General features: G+C 66.5%; 15 protein-coding genes. 7 read left to right on the top strand and 8 right to left on the bottom strand.

The genetic code is table 11. The features are described from left to right. The first annotated feature begins 9 nt into the window (after window positions 1-9). From HH308_RS20045 to HH308_RS20070, 6 genes are read left to right on the top strand one after another with little or no spacing between them, the layout of a single operon-like run. Window positions 10-660 carry a hypothetical protein gene (locus tag HH308_RS20045; RefSeq protein ID WP_170196019.1) on the top strand — a complete coding sequence of 217 codons (651 nt, stop codon included), beginning with the start codon at window positions 10-12 and terminating at the stop codon, window positions 658-660. Further along, window positions 653-1,999 carry a glutamine synthetase family protein gene (locus tag HH308_RS20050; protein ID WP_170196020.1) on the top strand — a complete coding sequence of 449 codons (1,347 nt, stop codon included), beginning with the start codon at window positions 653-655 and terminating at the stop codon, window positions 1,997-1,999. Before HH308_RS20045 ends, HH308_RS20050 begins: the two co-directional genes overlap by 8 nt. After that, the gene (locus HH308_RS20055; RefSeq protein WP_170196021.1) at window positions 1,996-2,760 is read left to right on the top strand and encodes a gamma-glutamyl-gamma-aminobutyrate hydrolase family protein; all 765 of its coding nucleotides are present in this window, start codon (window positions 1,996-1,998) and stop codon (window positions 2,758-2,760) included. The genes HH308_RS20050 and HH308_RS20055 overlap by 4 nt, the downstream gene beginning before the upstream one ends. Further along, window positions 2,750-5,149: an AMP-binding protein gene (locus HH308_RS20060; RefSeq protein ID WP_170196022.1), complete on the top strand. Its 2,400-nt coding sequence runs from the start codon at window positions 2,750-2,752 to the stop codon at window positions 5,147-5,149. The genes HH308_RS20055 and HH308_RS20060 overlap by 11 nt, the downstream gene beginning before the upstream one ends. Continuing rightward, on the top strand, window positions 5,146-6,264 hold the full coding sequence (locus tag HH308_RS20065; protein WP_170196023.1) for a Zn-dependent alcohol dehydrogenase: 1,119 nt from the start codon (window positions 5,146-5,148) through the stop codon (window positions 6,262-6,264). Before HH308_RS20060 ends, HH308_RS20065 begins: the two co-directional genes overlap by 4 nt. Beyond that, window positions 6,261-7,709, top strand: coding sequence for an aldehyde dehydrogenase family protein (locus HH308_RS20070; RefSeq protein WP_170196024.1), 1,449 nt, complete (start codon window positions 6,261-6,263; stop codon window positions 7,707-7,709). Before HH308_RS20065 ends, HH308_RS20070 begins: the two co-directional genes overlap by 4 nt. A 1,154-nt stretch (window positions 7,710-8,863) precedes the next feature. Here the strand turns inward: HH308_RS20070 and HH308_RS20075 are convergent. The 5 genes from HH308_RS20075 to HH308_RS20095 form a co-directional block, all read right to left on the bottom strand. Further along, window positions 8,864-9,481 carry a dihydrofolate reductase family protein gene (locus HH308_RS20075; RefSeq protein ID WP_170196025.1) on the bottom strand — a complete coding sequence of 206 codons (618 nt, stop codon included), beginning with the start codon at window positions 9,479-9,481 and terminating at the stop codon, window positions 8,864-8,866. Then, window positions 9,481-9,957, bottom strand: coding sequence for an SRPBCC family protein (locus tag HH308_RS20080; RefSeq protein ID WP_170196026.1), 477 nt, complete (start codon window positions 9,955-9,957; stop codon window positions 9,481-9,483). The genes HH308_RS20075 and HH308_RS20080 overlap by 1 nt, the downstream gene beginning before the upstream one ends. After that, the gene (locus HH308_RS20085; protein ID WP_170196027.1) at window positions 9,954-10,289 is read right to left on the bottom strand and encodes an ArsR/SmtB family transcription factor; all 336 of its coding nucleotides are present in this window, start codon (window positions 10,287-10,289) and stop codon (window positions 9,954-9,956) included. Before HH308_RS20085 ends, HH308_RS20080 begins: the two co-directional genes overlap by 4 nt. A gap of 73 nt (window positions 10,290-10,362) precedes the next feature. Beyond that, the gene (locus HH308_RS20090) at window positions 10,363-11,505 is read right to left on the bottom strand and encodes a hypothetical protein (RefSeq protein WP_170196028.1); all 1,143 of its coding nucleotides are present in this window, start codon (window positions 11,503-11,505) and stop codon (window positions 10,363-10,365) included. 1,541 nt (window positions 11,506-13,046) lie between these two features. Then, entirely contained in the window at window positions 13,047-13,808 is a 762-nt protein-coding gene (locus HH308_RS20095) for an enoyl-CoA hydratase (RefSeq protein ID WP_170196029.1), read from the bottom strand. Window positions 13,809-13,983: 175 nt separating this feature from the next. Here HH308_RS20095 and HH308_RS20100 point away from each other — a divergent pair, with 175 nt between their 5' ends. Then, window positions 13,984-14,964 carry an alpha/beta hydrolase gene (locus tag HH308_RS20100; protein WP_170196030.1) on the top strand — a complete coding sequence of 327 codons (981 nt, stop codon included), beginning with the start codon at window positions 13,984-13,986 and terminating at the stop codon, window positions 14,962-14,964. A 733-nt stretch (window positions 14,965-15,697) separates the two neighbouring features. On the opposite strand, the gene HH308_RS20105 is transcribed toward HH308_RS20100, so the two are convergent. The 3 genes from HH308_RS20105 to HH308_RS20115 all read right to left on the bottom strand — a co-directional run bounded on the left by HH308_RS20105 (window position 15,698) and on the right by HH308_RS20115 (window position 17,982). Next, window positions 15,698-16,204: a nuclear transport factor 2-like protein gene (locus HH308_RS20105; protein ID WP_170196031.1), complete on the bottom strand. Its 507-nt coding sequence runs from the start codon at window positions 16,202-16,204 to the stop codon at window positions 15,698-15,700. A 72-nt stretch (window positions 16,205-16,276) separates the two neighbouring features. After that, entirely contained in the window at window positions 16,277-16,774 is a 498-nt protein-coding gene (locus HH308_RS20110; RefSeq protein ID WP_170196032.1) for a flavin reductase family protein, read from the bottom strand. 44 nt (window positions 16,775-16,818) lie between these two features. Next, a complete protein-coding gene (locus HH308_RS20115; RefSeq protein ID WP_170196092.1) occupies window positions 16,819-17,982 on the bottom strand; it encodes an acyl-CoA dehydrogenase family protein in 1,164 nt (387 codons plus the stop codon). Window positions 17,983-17,989 lie beyond the last annotated feature (7 nt).

The following is a 17,989-nucleotide window of genomic DNA, read 5'->3' on the forward strand; positions in this document are numbered from 1 at the left end:
GAACCACCAATGACTGAAACCGCCACACTTCCGAACCGACCGCCGACGACGGTCTCGATCGTCATCGACGACGACGCCACTCCGATCGTCCGACTGATCGGCCGCACGCTCGACGCCGCCGCCCGTACCGGCCACGCGTCCGACGTGTTCGACCGCTCGTCCGGCACCGTCGTCGTACGCTCCCACAACACTCCCCAATGCGCGACCATCGTATTCGACGACGGTCGGGTCACGGTCGCCGGCGGCGTGTCCGGCGAACCCGACGCGACCCTTGTCGTCGACGTCGACAATCGTTTCGCCCCGCGCACCGAACCGGCAGCCGACTCCGAACTCGCCGACGACGTGCAGCGCGCGCTGCGGCCCGCACCGCCGGCGTGGCGGGACGCGGCAGCCCGGTTCTGGGCACTCACCCGCGATATCCACGGCATCCCCGACGTCTTGATCGTCACCGTCGACGGCCCGGACGGCCCCGAGCAGGCGCAGTTCGGTGCCGGTCCCGATCGGTATCGGATGTCGGGCCGCGCCGACGTCTTGGCCGGGGTGTTCAGCGGTGCCGACTACCTCATCGACGCACTGTCGGCCGGATTGGCCGTGCAGGGCACGTTATCGCAGCTGTCGGTGATGACCGCTGCCTCCTGGAAGGTTCGATTCGATGTCTGAACTCACCACCGCCCCCACCGGGGCGTATCGCCTGGAAGCCACCAACCACGACGGCAGCTACCTGGGCAAGAACGTCTCGGCCGACAAGTTCGCGTCCGGTAAGGACTCCGGCTTCGCGTTCGCCGACATCCTGTTCGCCATCGACCTCGGTACCGAGATCGTGCTGGGCGATGCGTTCCCGGAGTGGCGGGGCAACCTCTACGACATCGCGTTGCTCCCCGACATGTCGACGCTGGTGCAGTGGAAGCCGGGCGTCGACTCGGTGATCGGTGACTTCTGGCTCAAGGACGGCACACCGGTCCCGATCTGTCCGCGCAACATGGTCCGCCGGCTCGTGGATCGGCTGGCCGGGCTGGGGTACACGGCGACCGTCGCCGTCGAGATCGAGACGACGCTGTTCGAGGAATCGATCCAGGAGGCCCGGGCCCGCGGCTATCGCGACCTGACTCCGCTCGGTGGCGACACCGGGTCCACCTACAACCTGGCCCGCTCGCAGGACTGGATCGACTACATGGAAGCCGTCGTCGCACGGCTCGACGAACTCGGTATCAGTTGGGAGGCGTGGACCGACGAGGCCGCTCCCGGTCAGACCGAACTCAACCTCGCGCCCGCCGATCCGCTCGGCGTCGGCGACGCCTGGATTCGAACCAAGCAGGTCATGCGCGAGATCGCCTGTGCCCGTGGCCATTCGGTCACCTTCATGGCCAAGCCGACGGCGGGCTTCGGCCAGGGCGCGCACGTCAATCTGTCCCTGCAGCGTGACGGTGTCAACCAGTTCTACACACCGGACGGGCCGTCGGAGCTGATGCTCAGCGCGATCGGCGGGTTGTTGACGACGATGGCCGGCGCGACGGCAGTGGCGATGCCGCAGATCACCTCGTACCGACGCCTCGTCGACCTCTCCGGACCGCCCACGATGATCAGTTGGGGAATCAACAACAAGACGGCGGCGGTGCGCGCCATCACCGGACACCCGAAATACTCGCGACTCGAATACCGCCTACCGGGATCCGACGTCAATCCCTATTACGCGCTGGCGGTCGTGCTGGCCGGCGTCATCGCCGGCATCGAACGGCAGCTCCCCGCGCCCGACGAGGTCACCGACATGGCGTGGTGCCTGCCCGACGACGCCGGAGTACGCCGCATCCCCGACACCATGTCGAAGGCGATCGCCGCGCTCGACGCCGACGAGATCCTCCGGGAGTACCTCGGCGACGAGTTCGTCGACTTCTGGGTGGCCTCGCGACGCTGGGAGTGGATGGAGTTCCACACCAAGGGCGGCGACCCGTACACCGAACTCTCGCAGTGGGAGTCCAAACGCTATTTCGAGTTCTCATGAGCCGCAAACCGCTGGTCGGGATCACCGGCCGCCGCTTTCGACTGAGTCTCGTCGCGGGCGCCGACGCGAGATACGGCGCCGCCTGCATGGACACCTACATGTCCGACTTCGCCACGCGGATCGCGCGCGTCGGCGCAGTTCCGGTCGAACTTTCCTACGACGCCGATCCGGCCGACGTCTGCGAGTGGCTCTCCGGGGTGGTGATCACCGGCGGCCAGGATGTACACCCCGCGCGTTGGGGCGGCGACGTCTCGGTGGTCGGCGGCATCGATCCGCGGACCGACCCGAATGCGCACGACCCCGAGCGCGACGACTACGAACTCGCGCTGGTCACAGCGGCGATGGCCCGTGGCATCCCGGTGCTCGGCGTCTGCCGCGGCATGCAGGTGCTCAACGTCGCCCTCGGCGGGACGCTCGTCACCGACCTGCCCGCCGGTCCGATTGCGCATCTGTCGGCGCTGGCCGCACCCTCCAACGGCGACGTCGAGCACGTCGTGACATTCGAGCCGGGCTCGACTGCCGCGGCGGTGTTCGGCGACAGCGCGACCACCAACTCGTGGCACCACCAGGCGGTGGATCGCTGCGGCGACGGAATCGTCGTCAGTGGCCGCACGCCCGACGGCGTCGTCGAGGCGATCGAGGTGCCGGGGGCACCGATCCTCGGGGTGCAGTGGCATCCCGAGTGGATGCGCGACGACGACCCGGCACTGGCCTGGGTGGTCACCGAATCGGCACGTCAGGAGGCGAGTCATGTGTGTTGACGAGAAGTTGTGGCGGCCGGCGGTCGCCGCGGATCAGATCGGGGAGTCGCCGACCGTGCCGACCGTGGTGGCGCTGTTGGCGGCCGGAGCAGCCGCGCGGCCCGACGCCGAGTTGTTCCGATTCGACGACGAGTCGTGGTCGTATCGGCGGATCGACGAGCAGACGTCGAGGTTGGCGCACCGGCTGATCGAGGTCGACGGCGTGGCACCCGGCGATCGGGTCGCGATCATGCTGCCCAACGTCGTGCAATGGCCGGTGGTGTGGCTCGCGGTGCTCAAGGCGGGCGCCGTCGCGGTGCCGATCAATTCGGCCTACCGCGCGGCCGACCTCGGGTTCGTGCTGCGGGATTCCGGTGCGCTGCTGGTCCTCACCGACGCCGGGCACGTCGAGCTGGTCCGCGACACCGTCGCCGCCGACGTCGGGCTGAGCGGCGTCGGCATCGTCGACGTCGCCGACGACGCTTCCGACCGGTTTTCCACGACTGCCCCCGACGTCGCCGTCGACGCGCAAACGCTGGCGAATCTGCAGTACACCTCGGGTACCACGGGTTTCCCCAAAGCGTGCATGCTGACCCACGACTACTGGGTGCGGATCGCGTGGACGTGTGCCGGCGCAACCGGACTCGGCCCCGACGACGTCCTGCTGACCGCCCAGCCGTTCTCCTACATGGACCCGCAGTGGAACACCGTGCTGGCGCTGACCACCGGCGCACCGCTCGTCGTGTTGCCGCGGTTCTCGGCGTCGGGATTCATGGCCGACGTGCGACGCCACCGCGTGACCTTCTTCTATGTGCTCGGATCCATGCCGACACTGCTGTTCAAGCAGCCGCCGAGCGACGACGATCGCGACAACGACCTGCGGATGGTCTTGTGCTCGGCGATCCCGACCGCGCTGCACGGTGCGCTGGAGCAGCGCTGGGGTGCGCCGTGGCGCGAGGTCTACGGAATGACCGAGTCGGGCATCGATCTGATCAGCCCGTTCGACGATCTCACCGCGGTCGGCGGCGGCAGCATCGGACACCCGGTGCCGAGCAAACGGGTCGACGTCGTCGGCCCCGACGGTGCCGCCGTCGCCGACGGCGAACCCGGCGAACTGGTGGTGTCGGGGCGTCCGATGATGCTCGGCTACTGGAATCGGCCGGAGGAGACCGAGCGCACCCTGCGCGACGGCTGGTTGCACACCGGTGACGTCGTCGTCCGCGACGCGGGCGGCGCGATCCGGCTGGTCGGGCGCATCAAAGACATGGTTCGACGCGGCGGGGAGAACATCGCCAGCGTCGAGGTGGAGGCGGCACTCGAGCGCGACGACGTGATCGTCGCGTCCGCCGTCGTCGCCGTGCCCGACGACGTCTTCGGCGAGGAGGTCAAGGCGTTCATCCAGCTCGCCGACGCCGTGGTCGCCGATCGGGCGACCGCGGAGGCGATCGTCGCGCGTGTCCGTGGCCAACTCGCCCGCTTCAAAGTTCCGCGATACATCGAATTCGTCACCGACCTTCCGCGCACCCCCTCCGAGCGGGTCGCCAAGTCGGTGCTCAAGGAAAGGACAACGGCAATGCCGGGTACGACATATGACATGGCGCCGCAGATCGCGTCGTCGACGGGCGAATCGGGGCACAACGAACTAGTCCGGTGGGAGGTGATTCGAAACGTCGGAGTGATCACCCTGAATCGGCCCGACAAGCTGAACGCCTTGAGCGTCGCGATGCGGCTCCGCCTCGCCGCGCTGATCCGCGAACACGGGACCGGCGAGCGGCTGCGTGGAATCGTGCTGACCGGCGCCGGCCGGGCCTTTTCGGCGGGTGAGGATCTGGCTGCGCCGCCGACCGACTTCGACGGGCTGCGACGCACCTTCGAGAGTTTCCACGACATCACCCGGGCCATCGTCGACACCCGGGTCCCGGTGATCGCCGCGGTCAACGGAATCGCGGTCGGCGGGGCATCGGAGATCACCCTGTGCTGCGACGCCCGCATCGGGACGTCGAACACCGTGTACTACCAGCCGGAGAACGCGCGGGGACTGACCATCTCGAACGCGACCAGCCTGCTGCTCACCCGATTGGTTCGCAATCACGCGATGCGCATGGTGCTGGCCTCGCCCCGCATCGACGCAGACGCGGCCGTGCGCATCGGGTTGGTCGACGAACTGGTCGAGCCGCGCGAGCTCGTGGCGCATGCGATCGATCTGATCCATGCCTGGACGCCGGACGGCAACACCACCGCACTCCATCTGGCGTTGCTCCGCCCGACGTCGGAGGAGATCGAACGGGCGTTCGCGCGCGAAGACGCCGCCGCCGACGAGTCGTGGCACAGCGGGGCACTGGCCGCGGGCATCGAAGGCTTCTGGCGAACCAAAGACGGGCGAATCAACGAAGCAGGAGTGAACAAATGATCGCGACCCGCGCCGCCGTCCTCACCACCGTCGGCGAACCCCTCGAACTGATGACGATCCACGTCGACGACCCCGAGCCGAACGAAGTCCGGGTCGCGGTCAGCCACGTGGGCCTGTGCCACAGCGACCTGCACTACATGACCGGAACCGTCCCGACCGACGTACCCGTCGTCGTCGGCCACGAGGTGGCGGGCATCGTCGAATCGGTCGGTTCGGCGGTCACCGACCTTCAGCCGGGGGATCGCGTGACCGGTGCGCTCACCCCGTCCTGCGGCGGCTGCGCCAACTGCGACGCCGGCTATTCCACCCAGTGCCGGCGGATCGACGAGGTGCGCCGACGCCCCCGTCCGGCGTTCACGATGCCCGACGGCCGCCCGATCGCGCGTCTCGGCGACGTCGGCGCGTTCTCACAGCACATCTTGCTTCGGCAGAACTCCCTGGTGAAACTGCCCGACGACGTGCCGCTGCAGGTGGGCTGCCTGCTCTCGTGCTGCATCGTCACCGGCGTGGGCGCGGTGTTCCGCGGCGCACGGGTACGTCCTGGGTCGACCGTCGCGGTAATCGGCTGCGGCGGCGTCGGCTCGGCGATCATCCAGGGCGCGAAACTCGCCGGAGCGTCGGCGATCGTCGCCGTCGACCTCGACGACGACCGGCTCAAAGCCGCCCGCGGCTACGGCGCGACCGACGTCGTCAACGGCGGCGGCGACGTCGTCGGGCAGGTGCGCGAGTTACTCGGTGACGGCGTCGACTACGCCTTCGAAGCGGTCGGTTCGGCCCGTACCGCGGCAACCGCGCTCGCCGTCGTGCGCCCGACTGGTACCGCGTGTCTGGTCGGCATCGCGCCCGGCGGCACCGAATTGAGCGTCCCGGCGTCGGACTTCTTCTTCAGCGAGAAGAAGCTGATCGGCTCGTACATGGGATCCGGGCAGGCGCGCGAAGACATCGCACAGTTCGCCCGGATGTATCAGCAGGGACGGCTGATGCTCGACGAAATGGTCACCGACGTCATCGATTTCGATCGAATCAACAGCGGCTTCGAGCGGATGACGTCGGGCGACGTCACGCGCATCGTCGTTCAACTACAAGACTCAGCTCGAACGGAGGCAGCGCAATGACCACCATCGCCCGACCGATCAACTACATCGCCGACGAGTGGGTCGAGGGCGACCCGCTCGACAGCGCGAACCTCGACCCGAACACTCGCGAGCCGATTCACCGCGCGGTGACCACCTGCTCGACCGACGTCGAACGGGCGGTACGGCATGCGCAGCGGACCTACGACGCCGCGCGATGGGACGACGACTTTCGCCGTGAACGCGCCGACCTGCTCGACCGTGTCGCCGCCAACGTCGAGGGTCGACTGGAAGAGATCGCCCGGACCGACTCGATGACCAGCGGCACGGCGATCAGCGCCACCAGGAAGGTCGCGGCGTTCCTGCCGGCCCGCATTCGGGCCGCGGCAGCCGAAGCCAGGAACATTCCCCGGGTCACCGCGTTGGCCGCCGGGGGACGCGACGTTCGGCTGTATCGCGTGCCGTGGGGGCCCGCGGCGATCCTGACACCGTGGAACGGACCCAGCTTCATTCCGGCGGCGAAGGTCGCCAGTGCGGTCGCGGCCGGATGCCCGGTGCTGCTGAAGCCGTCCGAGCATGCGCCCAGCAGTGCGCAGATCATCGTCGAATGCTTCGTCGACGCTGGATTGCCCAGTGGCGCACTGCAACTCGTGCATGGCGGTGGCGACGTCGGGGCGGCGCTCACCGGTGACCACCGGATCGCGGTCGTATCGTTCACGGGCGGACCGGGAGCGGGCCGCGCGATCGCACGGGCGGGCGCCGACGACTTCAAGGTGCTGCAACTCGAACTGGGTGGCAACAACCCGGTGCTGGTGCTCGCCGACGCCGACATCGACGTCACGGCGGCCGGCATCGTCGAGGGCATGACGAAGCTCAACGGGCAGTGGTGCGAGGGTCCGGGAAAGATTCTGGCGCATCGCAGTGTCGTAGAGCCACTGCGCGATGCTGTGGTCGCGCGGATCGCCGAGCTGCGCATCGGGCACTCGCTCGACGAGCAGGTCGACGTCGGGCCGATCTCGAACGCCCCGCACTTCGCGACGTTGACCGAGCGCATCGAGGGCCTGCGGGGCCTGGGCGCGCAGATCGATCAGCCCGCCGCCCTACCAGATCTACCCGGCTACTTCTTGTCGCCGACGGTGGCGTTCGGCTCGGATCCGGACAAGACGACGGCGGAGCTGTTCGGGCCGGTCGTGTCGTTGCACGGGGTCGACTCCGACGAGGACGCGTTGCGAGTAGCGAACGCGCATCCGTCCGGACTCGACGCCTATGTCTTCGCCACCGACACCGAACGAGCCATCGAGATCGGTTCGCGCGTCCGATCCGGCGAAGTGCGGGTCAACGGAGCCAAAGTCGCCGACCTCGGCGACGACTCGGCCCAAAGCTTCTGGGGCCCATCGGGTATCGGCGGCCACGGCCCCGCCGAGTCGGTGCGAGTATTCTGCGGCGACCGAGTAGTAGGAGTGGACTCACCGGACCTGCCGATGTAGGGGACCGCTCCCGCTTCCCGAGTGCCGAAGCGAGGAACGAGCTTCGGTGCCGACCCCGCTCCCCGAGTGCCGTCCCCGCTCCCCGAGTGCCGAAGCGAGGAACGAGCTTCGGTGTAACGAGGGGTCGGTGACCTGAAAGACCAAACCGGGGAACGACTTTCGGTACGCAGCCAGATCCCGAAGGATCACGGCACAGTGACCAGAGCTTCAGCGCCGCACCGACCCGCTCCCGAGTGCCGACGGGGGACACCACTTCCGCTGGTTGAGCCGGTCTTACAGCTAGCCGAGGTCCGTGTCGAAACCATAGTGACGCAAGGGCTTTGGGTGAGTGTGCGCTGGCATGGGCGTGCACTCTCAGTTGAAATCGATTGTTTTCGAAGAGGTTTCGACTCGGCTTCGCCTCGCTCAACCAGCGGATGGGGCGCCGTCGCCGCATCGGAACTGAGCGCCGAAGCGAGGTGCCGTGCTGAGTGAGGGCGAGCCGAAGTAGACGGGCTTCGGTGCCGACCCCCCCGCTCCCCGAGTGCCGAAGCGAGGCGCCGTGCTGAGCGAGGGACGAGTCGAAGTAAACGAGCTTCGGTGTAACGAGGGGTCGGTGACCCGAAGAACCAAACCGGGGAACGACTTTCGGTACGCACCCCGGACCCGAAGCATCACGGCACCGTGACCAGAGCTTCAGCGCCGCACCGACCCGCTCCCGAGTGCCGACGGGGGACACCACCGCCGCTGGTTGAGCCGGTCCGAGGCGCTAGCCGAGGTCCGTGTCGAAACCATAGTGACGCAAGGGCTTTGGGTGAGTGAGCGCTGGCATGGCGTGCACTGTCAGTTGAAATCGATTGTTTTCGAAGAGGTTTCGACTCGGCTTCGCCTCGCTCAACCAGAGGATAGCGGCGCCGTCGCCGCATCGGAACCGAGCGCCGAAGCGAGGTGCCGTGCTGAGCGAGGGCGAGCCGAAGCAGACGAGCTTAGGTGCCTTCCCCGCTCCCCGAGTGCCGAAGCGAGGAACGAGCTTCGGTGTAACCGCTGTGCTGAGTGACCGCGAGGGACGAGCGGTTGTACCGAAGTGGAGGGGTCGGTGACCCGAAAGACCAAACCGGGGAACGACCTTCGGTACACACCCCTACGCAAAGCATCACCGCACCGTCACCAGAGCCTCAGCGCCGCACCCGGTACTCCAGATGCGTCACCCGCTCCGACGCTTCCGTTGACACCATTTCCAGCCCCACACGTTCGACGTCGATCCCGTCGAATAGTCGCACCCCGGCTCCGAACAACACCGGCGACAACGCGATGGAGAACTCGTCCACTGATCCGGCGTTGAGGTACTGCAGGATGATCTCGCCACCGCCGGCGATCCGCACATCGCGATCGCCGGCGGCGTCGCGGGCCTGCTCGAGCGCGGATTCGATGCCGCTGTTGACGAAGTGAAATGTAGTGCCGCCCAATCGTTCCCAGGGATCGCGCCGCTCATGCGTCACCACGTACACCGGCGTGTGGAAGGGGGCGTCTTCGGGCCAGGCGGACTCCCCGGCGTCGAACATGCGTTTGCCCATGACGCTGGCGCCGGTCCGTTCGAAGGTCTCGCGAAGGATGTCGTTGTCCCGGCCTTCCTCGCCGCCGTCGCCGAGGCCGACGTTTCCCCGGAAGAAGCGTTGCGGAAAAACCCACTGCTGCAATGCCATCCACTGCTTGCCCATGAGTTCGTCGGAGGTTCTGGGTGCGATGAACCCGTCCAACGACATCGACACACTGAAAAACACTTTGCCCGCCATCAGCTCTGTCCTCCGGTTCGAATCGACGCGACGTAGGTCGCGAGGTTGTCCAAGGTCTGTCGTCCGCCCTCGATGGCGTGATACTTTTCGACGGCCTCGTCGTGTAATCGTTTGGTGGGGAACACTGTTCGCATCTGGATGCTGGTCGCGGTGCCAGCGGCGTCGAAGGTGAGAACCGAGTCGAAGGCGTTCGGATCGTCACAGAATTCGCCGTGGCGCAACGTGATTCGTTCAGGTGGAGTGATCTCGACGAATGTGATCCACTCGGGATAGTCGGTGCCGTCGGGGCCGTGCATCGTGAAGTTCCACACGCCGCCGGCGCGGAACTGGAACGACGCGGTAGTGGTCGTGAACCCCGACGGTCCCCACCACTGCGACAGATGTCGCACCTCGGTGAACGCCTCGAAGACCAGCTCGCGCGGGGCGTCGATCATGCGGGAGACGACTATCGTGCGGTCGGCCGTCGTCGACGTCATGAACGCTCCTTCTTCAATTCCTGCACGTAGGCGTCGAGGCGATCGAAGCTCGCATTCCAGAACTGCTCGAACCCGCCCGTCCATTCGTGGACGGTGCGCAGACCGTCGGCGTCGAGCTCGTACAGCCGCTGTTTGCCCGACTGACGGTCACGCACCAGTCCGACTTCCCGCAACACCCGCAGGTGCTTCGACGTCGCCGGCTGCGGTAGGCCGAGTTCCTCGGCGACTTGGGCGACCGGTCGTTCGCCGGACCGCAGCAGAACCAGGATGTCCCGACGCCGGGGTTCGGCGATCGCGTTGAAGACGTCCGACGTCGTCGATGCTCGTGCCATGACTGCCATCATATTCCCATATAGGAATTCGTCAAGCGGTGATCAGTGACCCATCATTCACAGTGCCAATCCGTCACAGCCCGGCTTTGTCCAGCCGTTCGATGAGACTGGGCTTCCGTCGGTTCGCGGTTCGCAGGTCAATTACCAGCGGTCTGAACGTATCGAGCCGATTCTCCCGCTGGGCAATCATTCGTAGGTCGAGCAGCAGGCTGACCGCGGCGTCGTACTCAGCGACCTTGGTAAGCGCGATATGTTCGTTGACGCGTTGCCAGGCGACGGGTTCGTCCGCGGCGACCCGACGCAGACGTGCTTCGACTGCGAGTCGTTGTTTCTTCCGTCGCTCCTCCTCGCGGGCCGCGTCTTCAGCTGCTTGTTTCCGCTCGGCGGCGGAGCGGATCTCGGCCGCCCGACCTGTGAGTTCGTGCACTGACACGGCATTGCCCGCCTCCGTGGCTGTGTTGAGTTTGCGAAACTGCCCGAGCATCTCGGTGCGCACAGCTCCGCCCTCACCGGTGAGTACGCGGAAGAGCAACCGGTCCTTGTCGATCGCGGGAAGGGTCGCAATCCACTCGCCGAGGTCATCGGGATCGTCGCCGACCTTCGTCAGCGGCGCCGACTCCGACTCGGCAGCAGCGAGCACCGCCGGATCGACGCGGAGGAAGTCCGCGAGCGCCTCTTGGCTGGCTGTCAGTGATTTGAGCCCGGGCGGCACGGGAGGCGCCGTCAGCCCGCTATCGTCGAGGTCGTCGATCCACGGACCCAGCCCAGCCAGCCATGCGATGTAGAGCGGCCGTAGATCGCCTGCCGCCAACTCGGCTCGCGTGCCGATCAACGATGACAGTATTCCGCGTGTATCCACGAAGTCGTCGTAGCCCTCATCGTCCTCGGAGCAGAAGTCGAGGACGATCGAATCGCCTTTCGTGCGGGTGAATACCGTCTCGTCATTGCAGTACAGCTCTACGTCGGCGTCGAGCAGTGCTAGTGGCAGCCGCAGCATGAAACGTCTTGTGCCCCAATTCGCCAAGTAGAGATGGGCGTCATAGAACCGCTCCATCAACACGTTCGGGTCGCCGTGGTAGGAGCCCCATTCGTACTCGTTGACGAAGCTCGTCGAACTGATAGACGCTCGCGTCGACGTCGAGCGCACGGCGGCGATCTCGTCGGCCGTCAGTGGGCGGTCGATCGCGAGGAATTCGTAGTATTGGTACTCGCTCATGGGCCGAGGGTACGGCGGGGGTGTGACAAGTCACCGAGAACCGGGAACGGCTCGGCCCGAAACGTCGAATCGTCGCCTGGTGAAAATAGATGTGGCCCGCCACGATCCACTCCTCGGTGAGCGTCGCCCATCCACGGCCACTGACCTCGTCACCTTCGTCGAAGCCCGCGAATGTGAACTCGACGTCGCGCCCGGGCGCGTCGGACGGTTGACGGGCTATCTGAGCTTCGACAGCGATGAACTTGAGTTGCCATCCCCGCCGTCAGCGAACTCAATCAGCCCTGGGCCGACCAAGTCGATGGAGTCGACGTCCCACAAGCTCATATCGACGATGCGCCAACGGCCGAAGATCGGGTGCTCCGATGCCGACTGGGGAGTGTCGCACTAAAAGAGTTGTATGACGTTGCGTTCCTCTGCCGGTTGAGCGAGCGGAGCGAGTCGAAACCCCGCCAGCCGGGCAATGACGAAACCTGCAGCGTCACAGTGGTTTCGACTCGGCTTCGCCTCGCTCAACCAGCGGGGTGCGGCGAAGCAGGGTGCGCAAGCTATCAATACCATTAGCCGCGGCACGCCAGTGGATTGTCGCGGCTGAACGGTCGGAGATGCCCGGCGGGTGTTCGACCGGGGCCGTGGTTGCGTATCGGAGGTACCGTTGCCAGTGTTGCCGCAGTTCAGATGGAACGCGCGTCTCTTGCGCACCAGTGGTATCAACGAATCGTTCGGCCCCCGGCTACCGGGGTGTCGACTCGCGTCTGGTTCGCGCGACGGCCGCGTTCGCGCTGCGGTAGTCGAGCTGCCGCGGCGGCGACTCGTTCCCGCGGACGTAGCCACCGCCGCGGGAAGAAGTCACCGTGGCGCGAATCCGGTTGCCGCAGTGCGAACATTGGCTACCGCAGTGCGAACGATTAGCGCACGAAGAACTGCTGCGCTGCCCAGCAGCATCACGACAGCAGTGTCCGACGCAAGCCGGGCCGCCGAGGCCTCCATCACCCCGGTTCCAGGGTCTTTACGACTGGCACCGACGCCCACGCCGAATACTCACCTGACACCTCGACTGCGGCAGCCACACAACCCTCATCCGCCCCAGCAGTGACAACGAATCGATTCACCCCTGCGACCGCCCCAGCACCGATACCGGAAATCAGACGCGACACTCCACGATGTTGACCGGCATGGCACAAAGTCATGAGTGCGGTCCTGACTCAGCTCTTGCGGGCGAGTCGGCCTCGGCCTTCGCCCCCTCCGAGTCGGAGGAGCGTCGGCGCACAGTACCGAGCGAGCCGCTGGCCGAAGGGGTCCGAGCCGGTCAGCCGTCAGGTGTCGGCAGAGATGTTCAGAGCGGTTGCGGCAGTGGATGACCCGCTGCTCGGACCGTCTCCGTATCCCAGCGTTGGGTGACGTGGCCGCCAAGCGTGCGGTGTGTATCAGCGCGCCGCCGTTTGACTTCTGACGTGGTGTTTGTCGAGGGTGCTCATCCGATAAGTCCGGCTCGACGACACAGCGCACGCGCCTGTCGCCCTCTCGGAGGTAACGTGCACGGATCAGCCCATCTGAGCCCGTCCGCGTTCGATCACCGACTGTGCGTCGATCGCCCCGACGTCGCGGCTCAACCAGGTGGCGGCCGTCGCCGCTTCGATCTCGACCTGTGGGGTCAGCACCTGATTCTGTACGCGCCGATACGAGCCGAGCAGTGACTGCACCGCGTCGCGATTGTTCGACGCGATGTCGAGGGCGAGGCGTCGAGCGGCCGGTATCAGGTCGTCGTGTGCCACCACCTCGGTGACAAGTCCGTGCGCGAGTGCGGTTGCCGCGTCGATGAAGTTGCCGGACAAGCTCATTCGGCGCGCGAATCCGAATCCGACGGCCTCGGGCAATCGCGCGGTCAAGCCCCACAGCGGCATCAGTCCGACGCGTGCGTGTGTGTCGGCGAACCGGGCCCGCTCGGAGGCGATCAGCAGGTCGCAGCCGAGGGCGAGCTCCAGACCGCCGGTCACCGCAGCGCCGTTGATCGCTCCGATGATCGGCTTGCCGATGGGCGTCCAGGGGTGCCCTGTCTCGACGTCGTCGGCCTCGGTGCCCATGTTCGCCCACCCGCCTTCTGCACCGATGACGCGCAGGTCGACGCCGGCGCAGAACGCGGGATCCGTTCCGGTCAAGATGACGACGGCGACCTCGGGATCGGCGTCGGCCGCCGATATCTGCGCACGAATCTCTGCTATCAGGCTGGGGGACAGGGCATTTCGTGATTCCGGGCGATTGAGTGTGAGGGTGCGGACGGAGTCGGCGTCGTCGATGAGGAGCATGACTGGATGCTATCCCGGCGCGACGAGCATGTACAGATCGATCTAGTGGGTTCGATTGGCGGCCGACAATTGGCGGGTCGTCGCTGATGGAAGAGTCGTGTTGGCGGGTCTCGGTGCGGACCGCCGAGGACCAGACTTGTGCTGACACCATGACCCGCACTGGAAGGCTGATTCGATGACCCCACAACGCACCATCTGCCCGCCGATCGATGCGGAGATCGCGCCGGTACTGCCGCAGATCCGCCAGATCGTGCCCCGCACCGACCAGGCGAATCTCGCGAAGGTCCGCACGGTGGTCGCCGACGGAATTCCCGGCATATCCAAGCCCGACCTCACCGCGGGTGGCTTAGTCGACGTCGAGCGTCGGACGGTGCCGGGGTTGAACGGGGCGCCCGACGTCGGCATGGTCGTGCTGCGACCGACCACCGGCAGCGGGCCGTGGCCGGCGATCTACCACATCCACGGCGGCGGAATGGTGGCCGGAACTCCCGAAACCGCGTTGGACGTGTTCGTGCCCTATGTACACGAGGTCGGTGCGGTCGTCACCTCCGTCGACTACCGCCTGGCCCCCGAACACCCGCATCCCGCGCCGATCGAAGACTGCTACGCGGGCCTGCTGTGGTTGTTCGAGAATTGCGAAACCTACGGCGTCGATCCCGATCGTGTGATGATCGCGGGCACCAGCGCGGGCGGCGGGCTCGCGGCAGCTGTCGCGCTCCTCGCACGTGATCGACGCGGGCCCGCGCTGACCCACCAGATTCTGCTCGCTCCGATGCTCGACGACCGGCTCACGACGCCGAGTTCACAGATGCTCGTCGACGAAGGGGTGTGGGACCGAGACGAGAACGCATTCGGGTGGACCGCGCTGCTCGGCGAGCATCGCGGCGGCGCCGACGTCTCCGCCTACGCCGCGCCCGCCCGCGCCGATGACCTCAGCGGGCTGCCCAGGACATACCTGGAGGTCGGATCGGTGGAGACGTTCCGTGACGAAGTAGTCGACTACGCGATGCGATTGTCCCAAGCAGGAGTGTCGGTCGACCTGCACATGTGGGGCGGCGGAGTCCACGGCTTCGATCTGCAGAATCCGCAGGCCGCGATCAGCCAGGCGGCGAGTGCGACGAGGGACCGCTTCGTTCGCCAAGCGCTCGAACCGTGAGGCAGTGCGTCGAGCGAGTAGTACTCCTGCTCCCCGAGCCGAGTGCCGAAACGAGCTGGCGGTGAAATGACTGCCCGCATCCCCCGCTCGCCGAGTGCCGAAACGAGTTCGCGGTGAAATGGCTGCCCGCATCCCCCGCTCGCCGAGTGCCGAAACGAGCTCGCGGTGAAATGGCTGCCCGCAACCCCCGCTCGCCGAGTGCCGAAACGAGCTCGCGGTGAAATGGCTGCCCGCAACCCCCGCTCCCCGAGTGCCGAAACGAGCTCGCGAGTTTCGGTGTAACGAGGGGTTCGTGAGACGAACGACCCAACGCGACCACATGCATTGCCAGACAAGCCACGCAGCCTCAACACCAAATCTCACGCTCAACACCGGAAAACCGGTGTTGAGCGTGAGATTTTCGGTTGACGACTCCGGTCGGAATCCCAGCAGACCCACCAGCAACAACGAACCGATCAACCGAGGCCGCCAGGTCGCATAAGCGCTGATACTTCCAAGACTTCGCCGTATTGCCCCCGAGCGGGGAACATCTCAGCGCCGCTCGACACTTCCCGGCGGACGACCGCCCCGATCAGACACACCAATGCCGTCGCAACACCCGGCTCACTCCTCGCAACCGACGCGGCGGAATCGGTGCAACTGCCCGCGCAACCGCCCCCGCCACCGCCACACCCGCGACGAGCAAACGAAACAATCCCCCGCCGCGCGCGACGAGGGATCGTTGAACTCGAGGTCAGTGGTTCGCGTTGGCGGCGTGCTCGGCTGCGCGATCGAGGCGGGGCACGGGTGTGGGAACGGTGTCCGCCAAGCGGGACACTCCGGGGATGTCGCCGAAATCGGGGCCGAGGATGTCGGTCATCGCCTTGGCGAAAGAGGTGTCCATGTACATCCGCTCACCGAGGATCTTGTCGCCCTCGAAGGCCATCACCGCGAAGTACTGGCCGGTGGTCCGACCCTCCGGAGTATCGAAGTACACGTAGGCCTCGCGGCACAGTTCGTTCTCGGAGATCGCGTGAACTCGCCTGTCGGCCCACACATTTCGGACCTCGCTGCCCGGCAGCATGCGGCGGTAGGTCTCCAGGACCGCATCGCGGCCCTCGATGTGCCACCCGATCGACGGGAGTTCGTAGACGGGATTGTCGACCAGCGTCGCCATCGTCGCCTCGAGATCCATTTCGAATTCGGCCTTCTCGTGAAGTGCGAGAAGATCTTCCATCTGTTGTTGGGTGAACTCGGACATTTCTTTCCTCTTTCATTGCGGGGTGGCCGGGCTTACGCGCCCGGCCGACGGTTTACTGCTGTTCGACGCCGATCATGCCGTTGCGAGTCGGCGAAATCGGCTGCCGTGGAACACAAGTGGTGCGGTCTGGGCTTCGACTCGCATGCCGTGGATCTCCAGTAGCGCGATGGTGTGGTCGCCCGCGGGAACCTCGGTGTACAGCGAACACTCCAGCCACGCGGTGGCGCCCTGGACGAACACGCCGCCGTGCGCCGCCCGATCCCACGAGATACCGGAGAACCGGTCGATCTTCTTGCGCGACAAGCTCATACAGATGTCGTCGTGCCCCTCGGCCAGGACACTGATACCCAATCGGGGCTTGTCGCGCAGCCTCGGCCACGTCGTCGACGAGCGCTGAAAGCACACCGACACCAGTGGGGGAGCGACCGACACCGAGGTGAACGAGCTCGCAGCCATCCCGACCGGTTGCCCGTCGACGAGAGCGCACACGGTGGTCACACCGCTGGGAAAGCAGCCGAATGCCTGGCGAAGCGGGCCGGGGTCGGCGGTCATCGGATCGAACGTGATCATTGGACGGACTTCCTCGTTGATCTCGGGTGGTGGGGCGCCGACGTTCAGCCGGCCGCGACGGGCAGTCCGACGCCGCTGGGTGCGGAGTCGAGAACCAACTGTGCGATTCGCTCGCGATGCTCCTCGGCGCTGCCCAGCAGCACCGCGTCGCTGAACGCACGTTTGAAGTACAGATGTGTCGGGTGCTCCCAGGTGAACCCGATCCCGCCGTGTACCTGGACGGTGTCGGCCGCGATACCGGTGAACGCCGACGAACACACCGCCTGGGCGGTCGACGCCGCGAGAGCGGGATCCTCGACACCGTCACGCAGCGCCCACGCGCCGTAGTACGCCGCGGAACGAGCGTGCTCCAGTTCGACGAGCATGTCGGCGAGCCGATGCTTGACCGCCTGGAAGGAGCCGATCGGGCGCCCGAACTGCAGACGGGTCTTTGCGTAGTCGACGCTGCGGTCCAGCAGGTACTGGGCGCCGCCGGCCTGTTCGGCAGCCAACAGCACCGACCCGGCGTGCACGGCATCTCGAACGACGCGAGCAGCGACGTCTGGCCCGGCAAGCAGGCTCGCCGGCGCCTCGGCGAAGCGGACCGAAGCCTGTGGCCGAGTCTGGTCCATCGTCTTGAGCGACACACGCTCGACGCCGGGCGCCGCTGCGTCGACGACGAACAGCGCGACACCGTCGGGGCCGTCGGCTGCGACGAGCAGATCATCTGCCGCACCACCGTCGATGACTTGCGCGACGCTGCCGGTCACGGTCCACGTGTCGCCGGTTCGCGTCGCACGGACGTTCACCGCGTCGACGGCGATCCCGTCGACGATGACCGGCACGGCGAAGGCAGCGGTACGCGTCCCGGCTACCAGCGGGGCGAGGGTCGCTGTCCGCGCCGGCGAGTCGGGAGCTGCGACGAGCGCCGGGATCGACGTCATGACCGTGCCGACGACGGGTCCGCAGAACAGTGCGGCGCCCAACTCCTCCACGACGATCGCGGCGTCGACGAGGTCTCCGCCGGAGCCGCCGAGTTCCTCGGGTACGCCGAGTCCGAGCACGCCGAGTTCAGAACCCAATCGCTCCCAGGCCTCGGCGGAGAAGGCGGGTGTCGATTCCATCAGCAGGCGAACGGTTGCCTCGTCGCAATGTTCGGTGCAGAAGCGTCGGACTGCCGCCCGCAGGTCGTGGTGTTCCGGGGTGAACGCGAATTGTCCACTGTCCATTGATATC

The sequence above is a fragment of the Gordonia asplenii genome (genome assembly GCF_012933505.1).
GTDB classification, from domain to species: domain Bacteria; phylum Actinomycetota; class Actinomycetes; order Mycobacteriales; family Mycobacteriaceae; genus Gordonia; species Gordonia asplenii.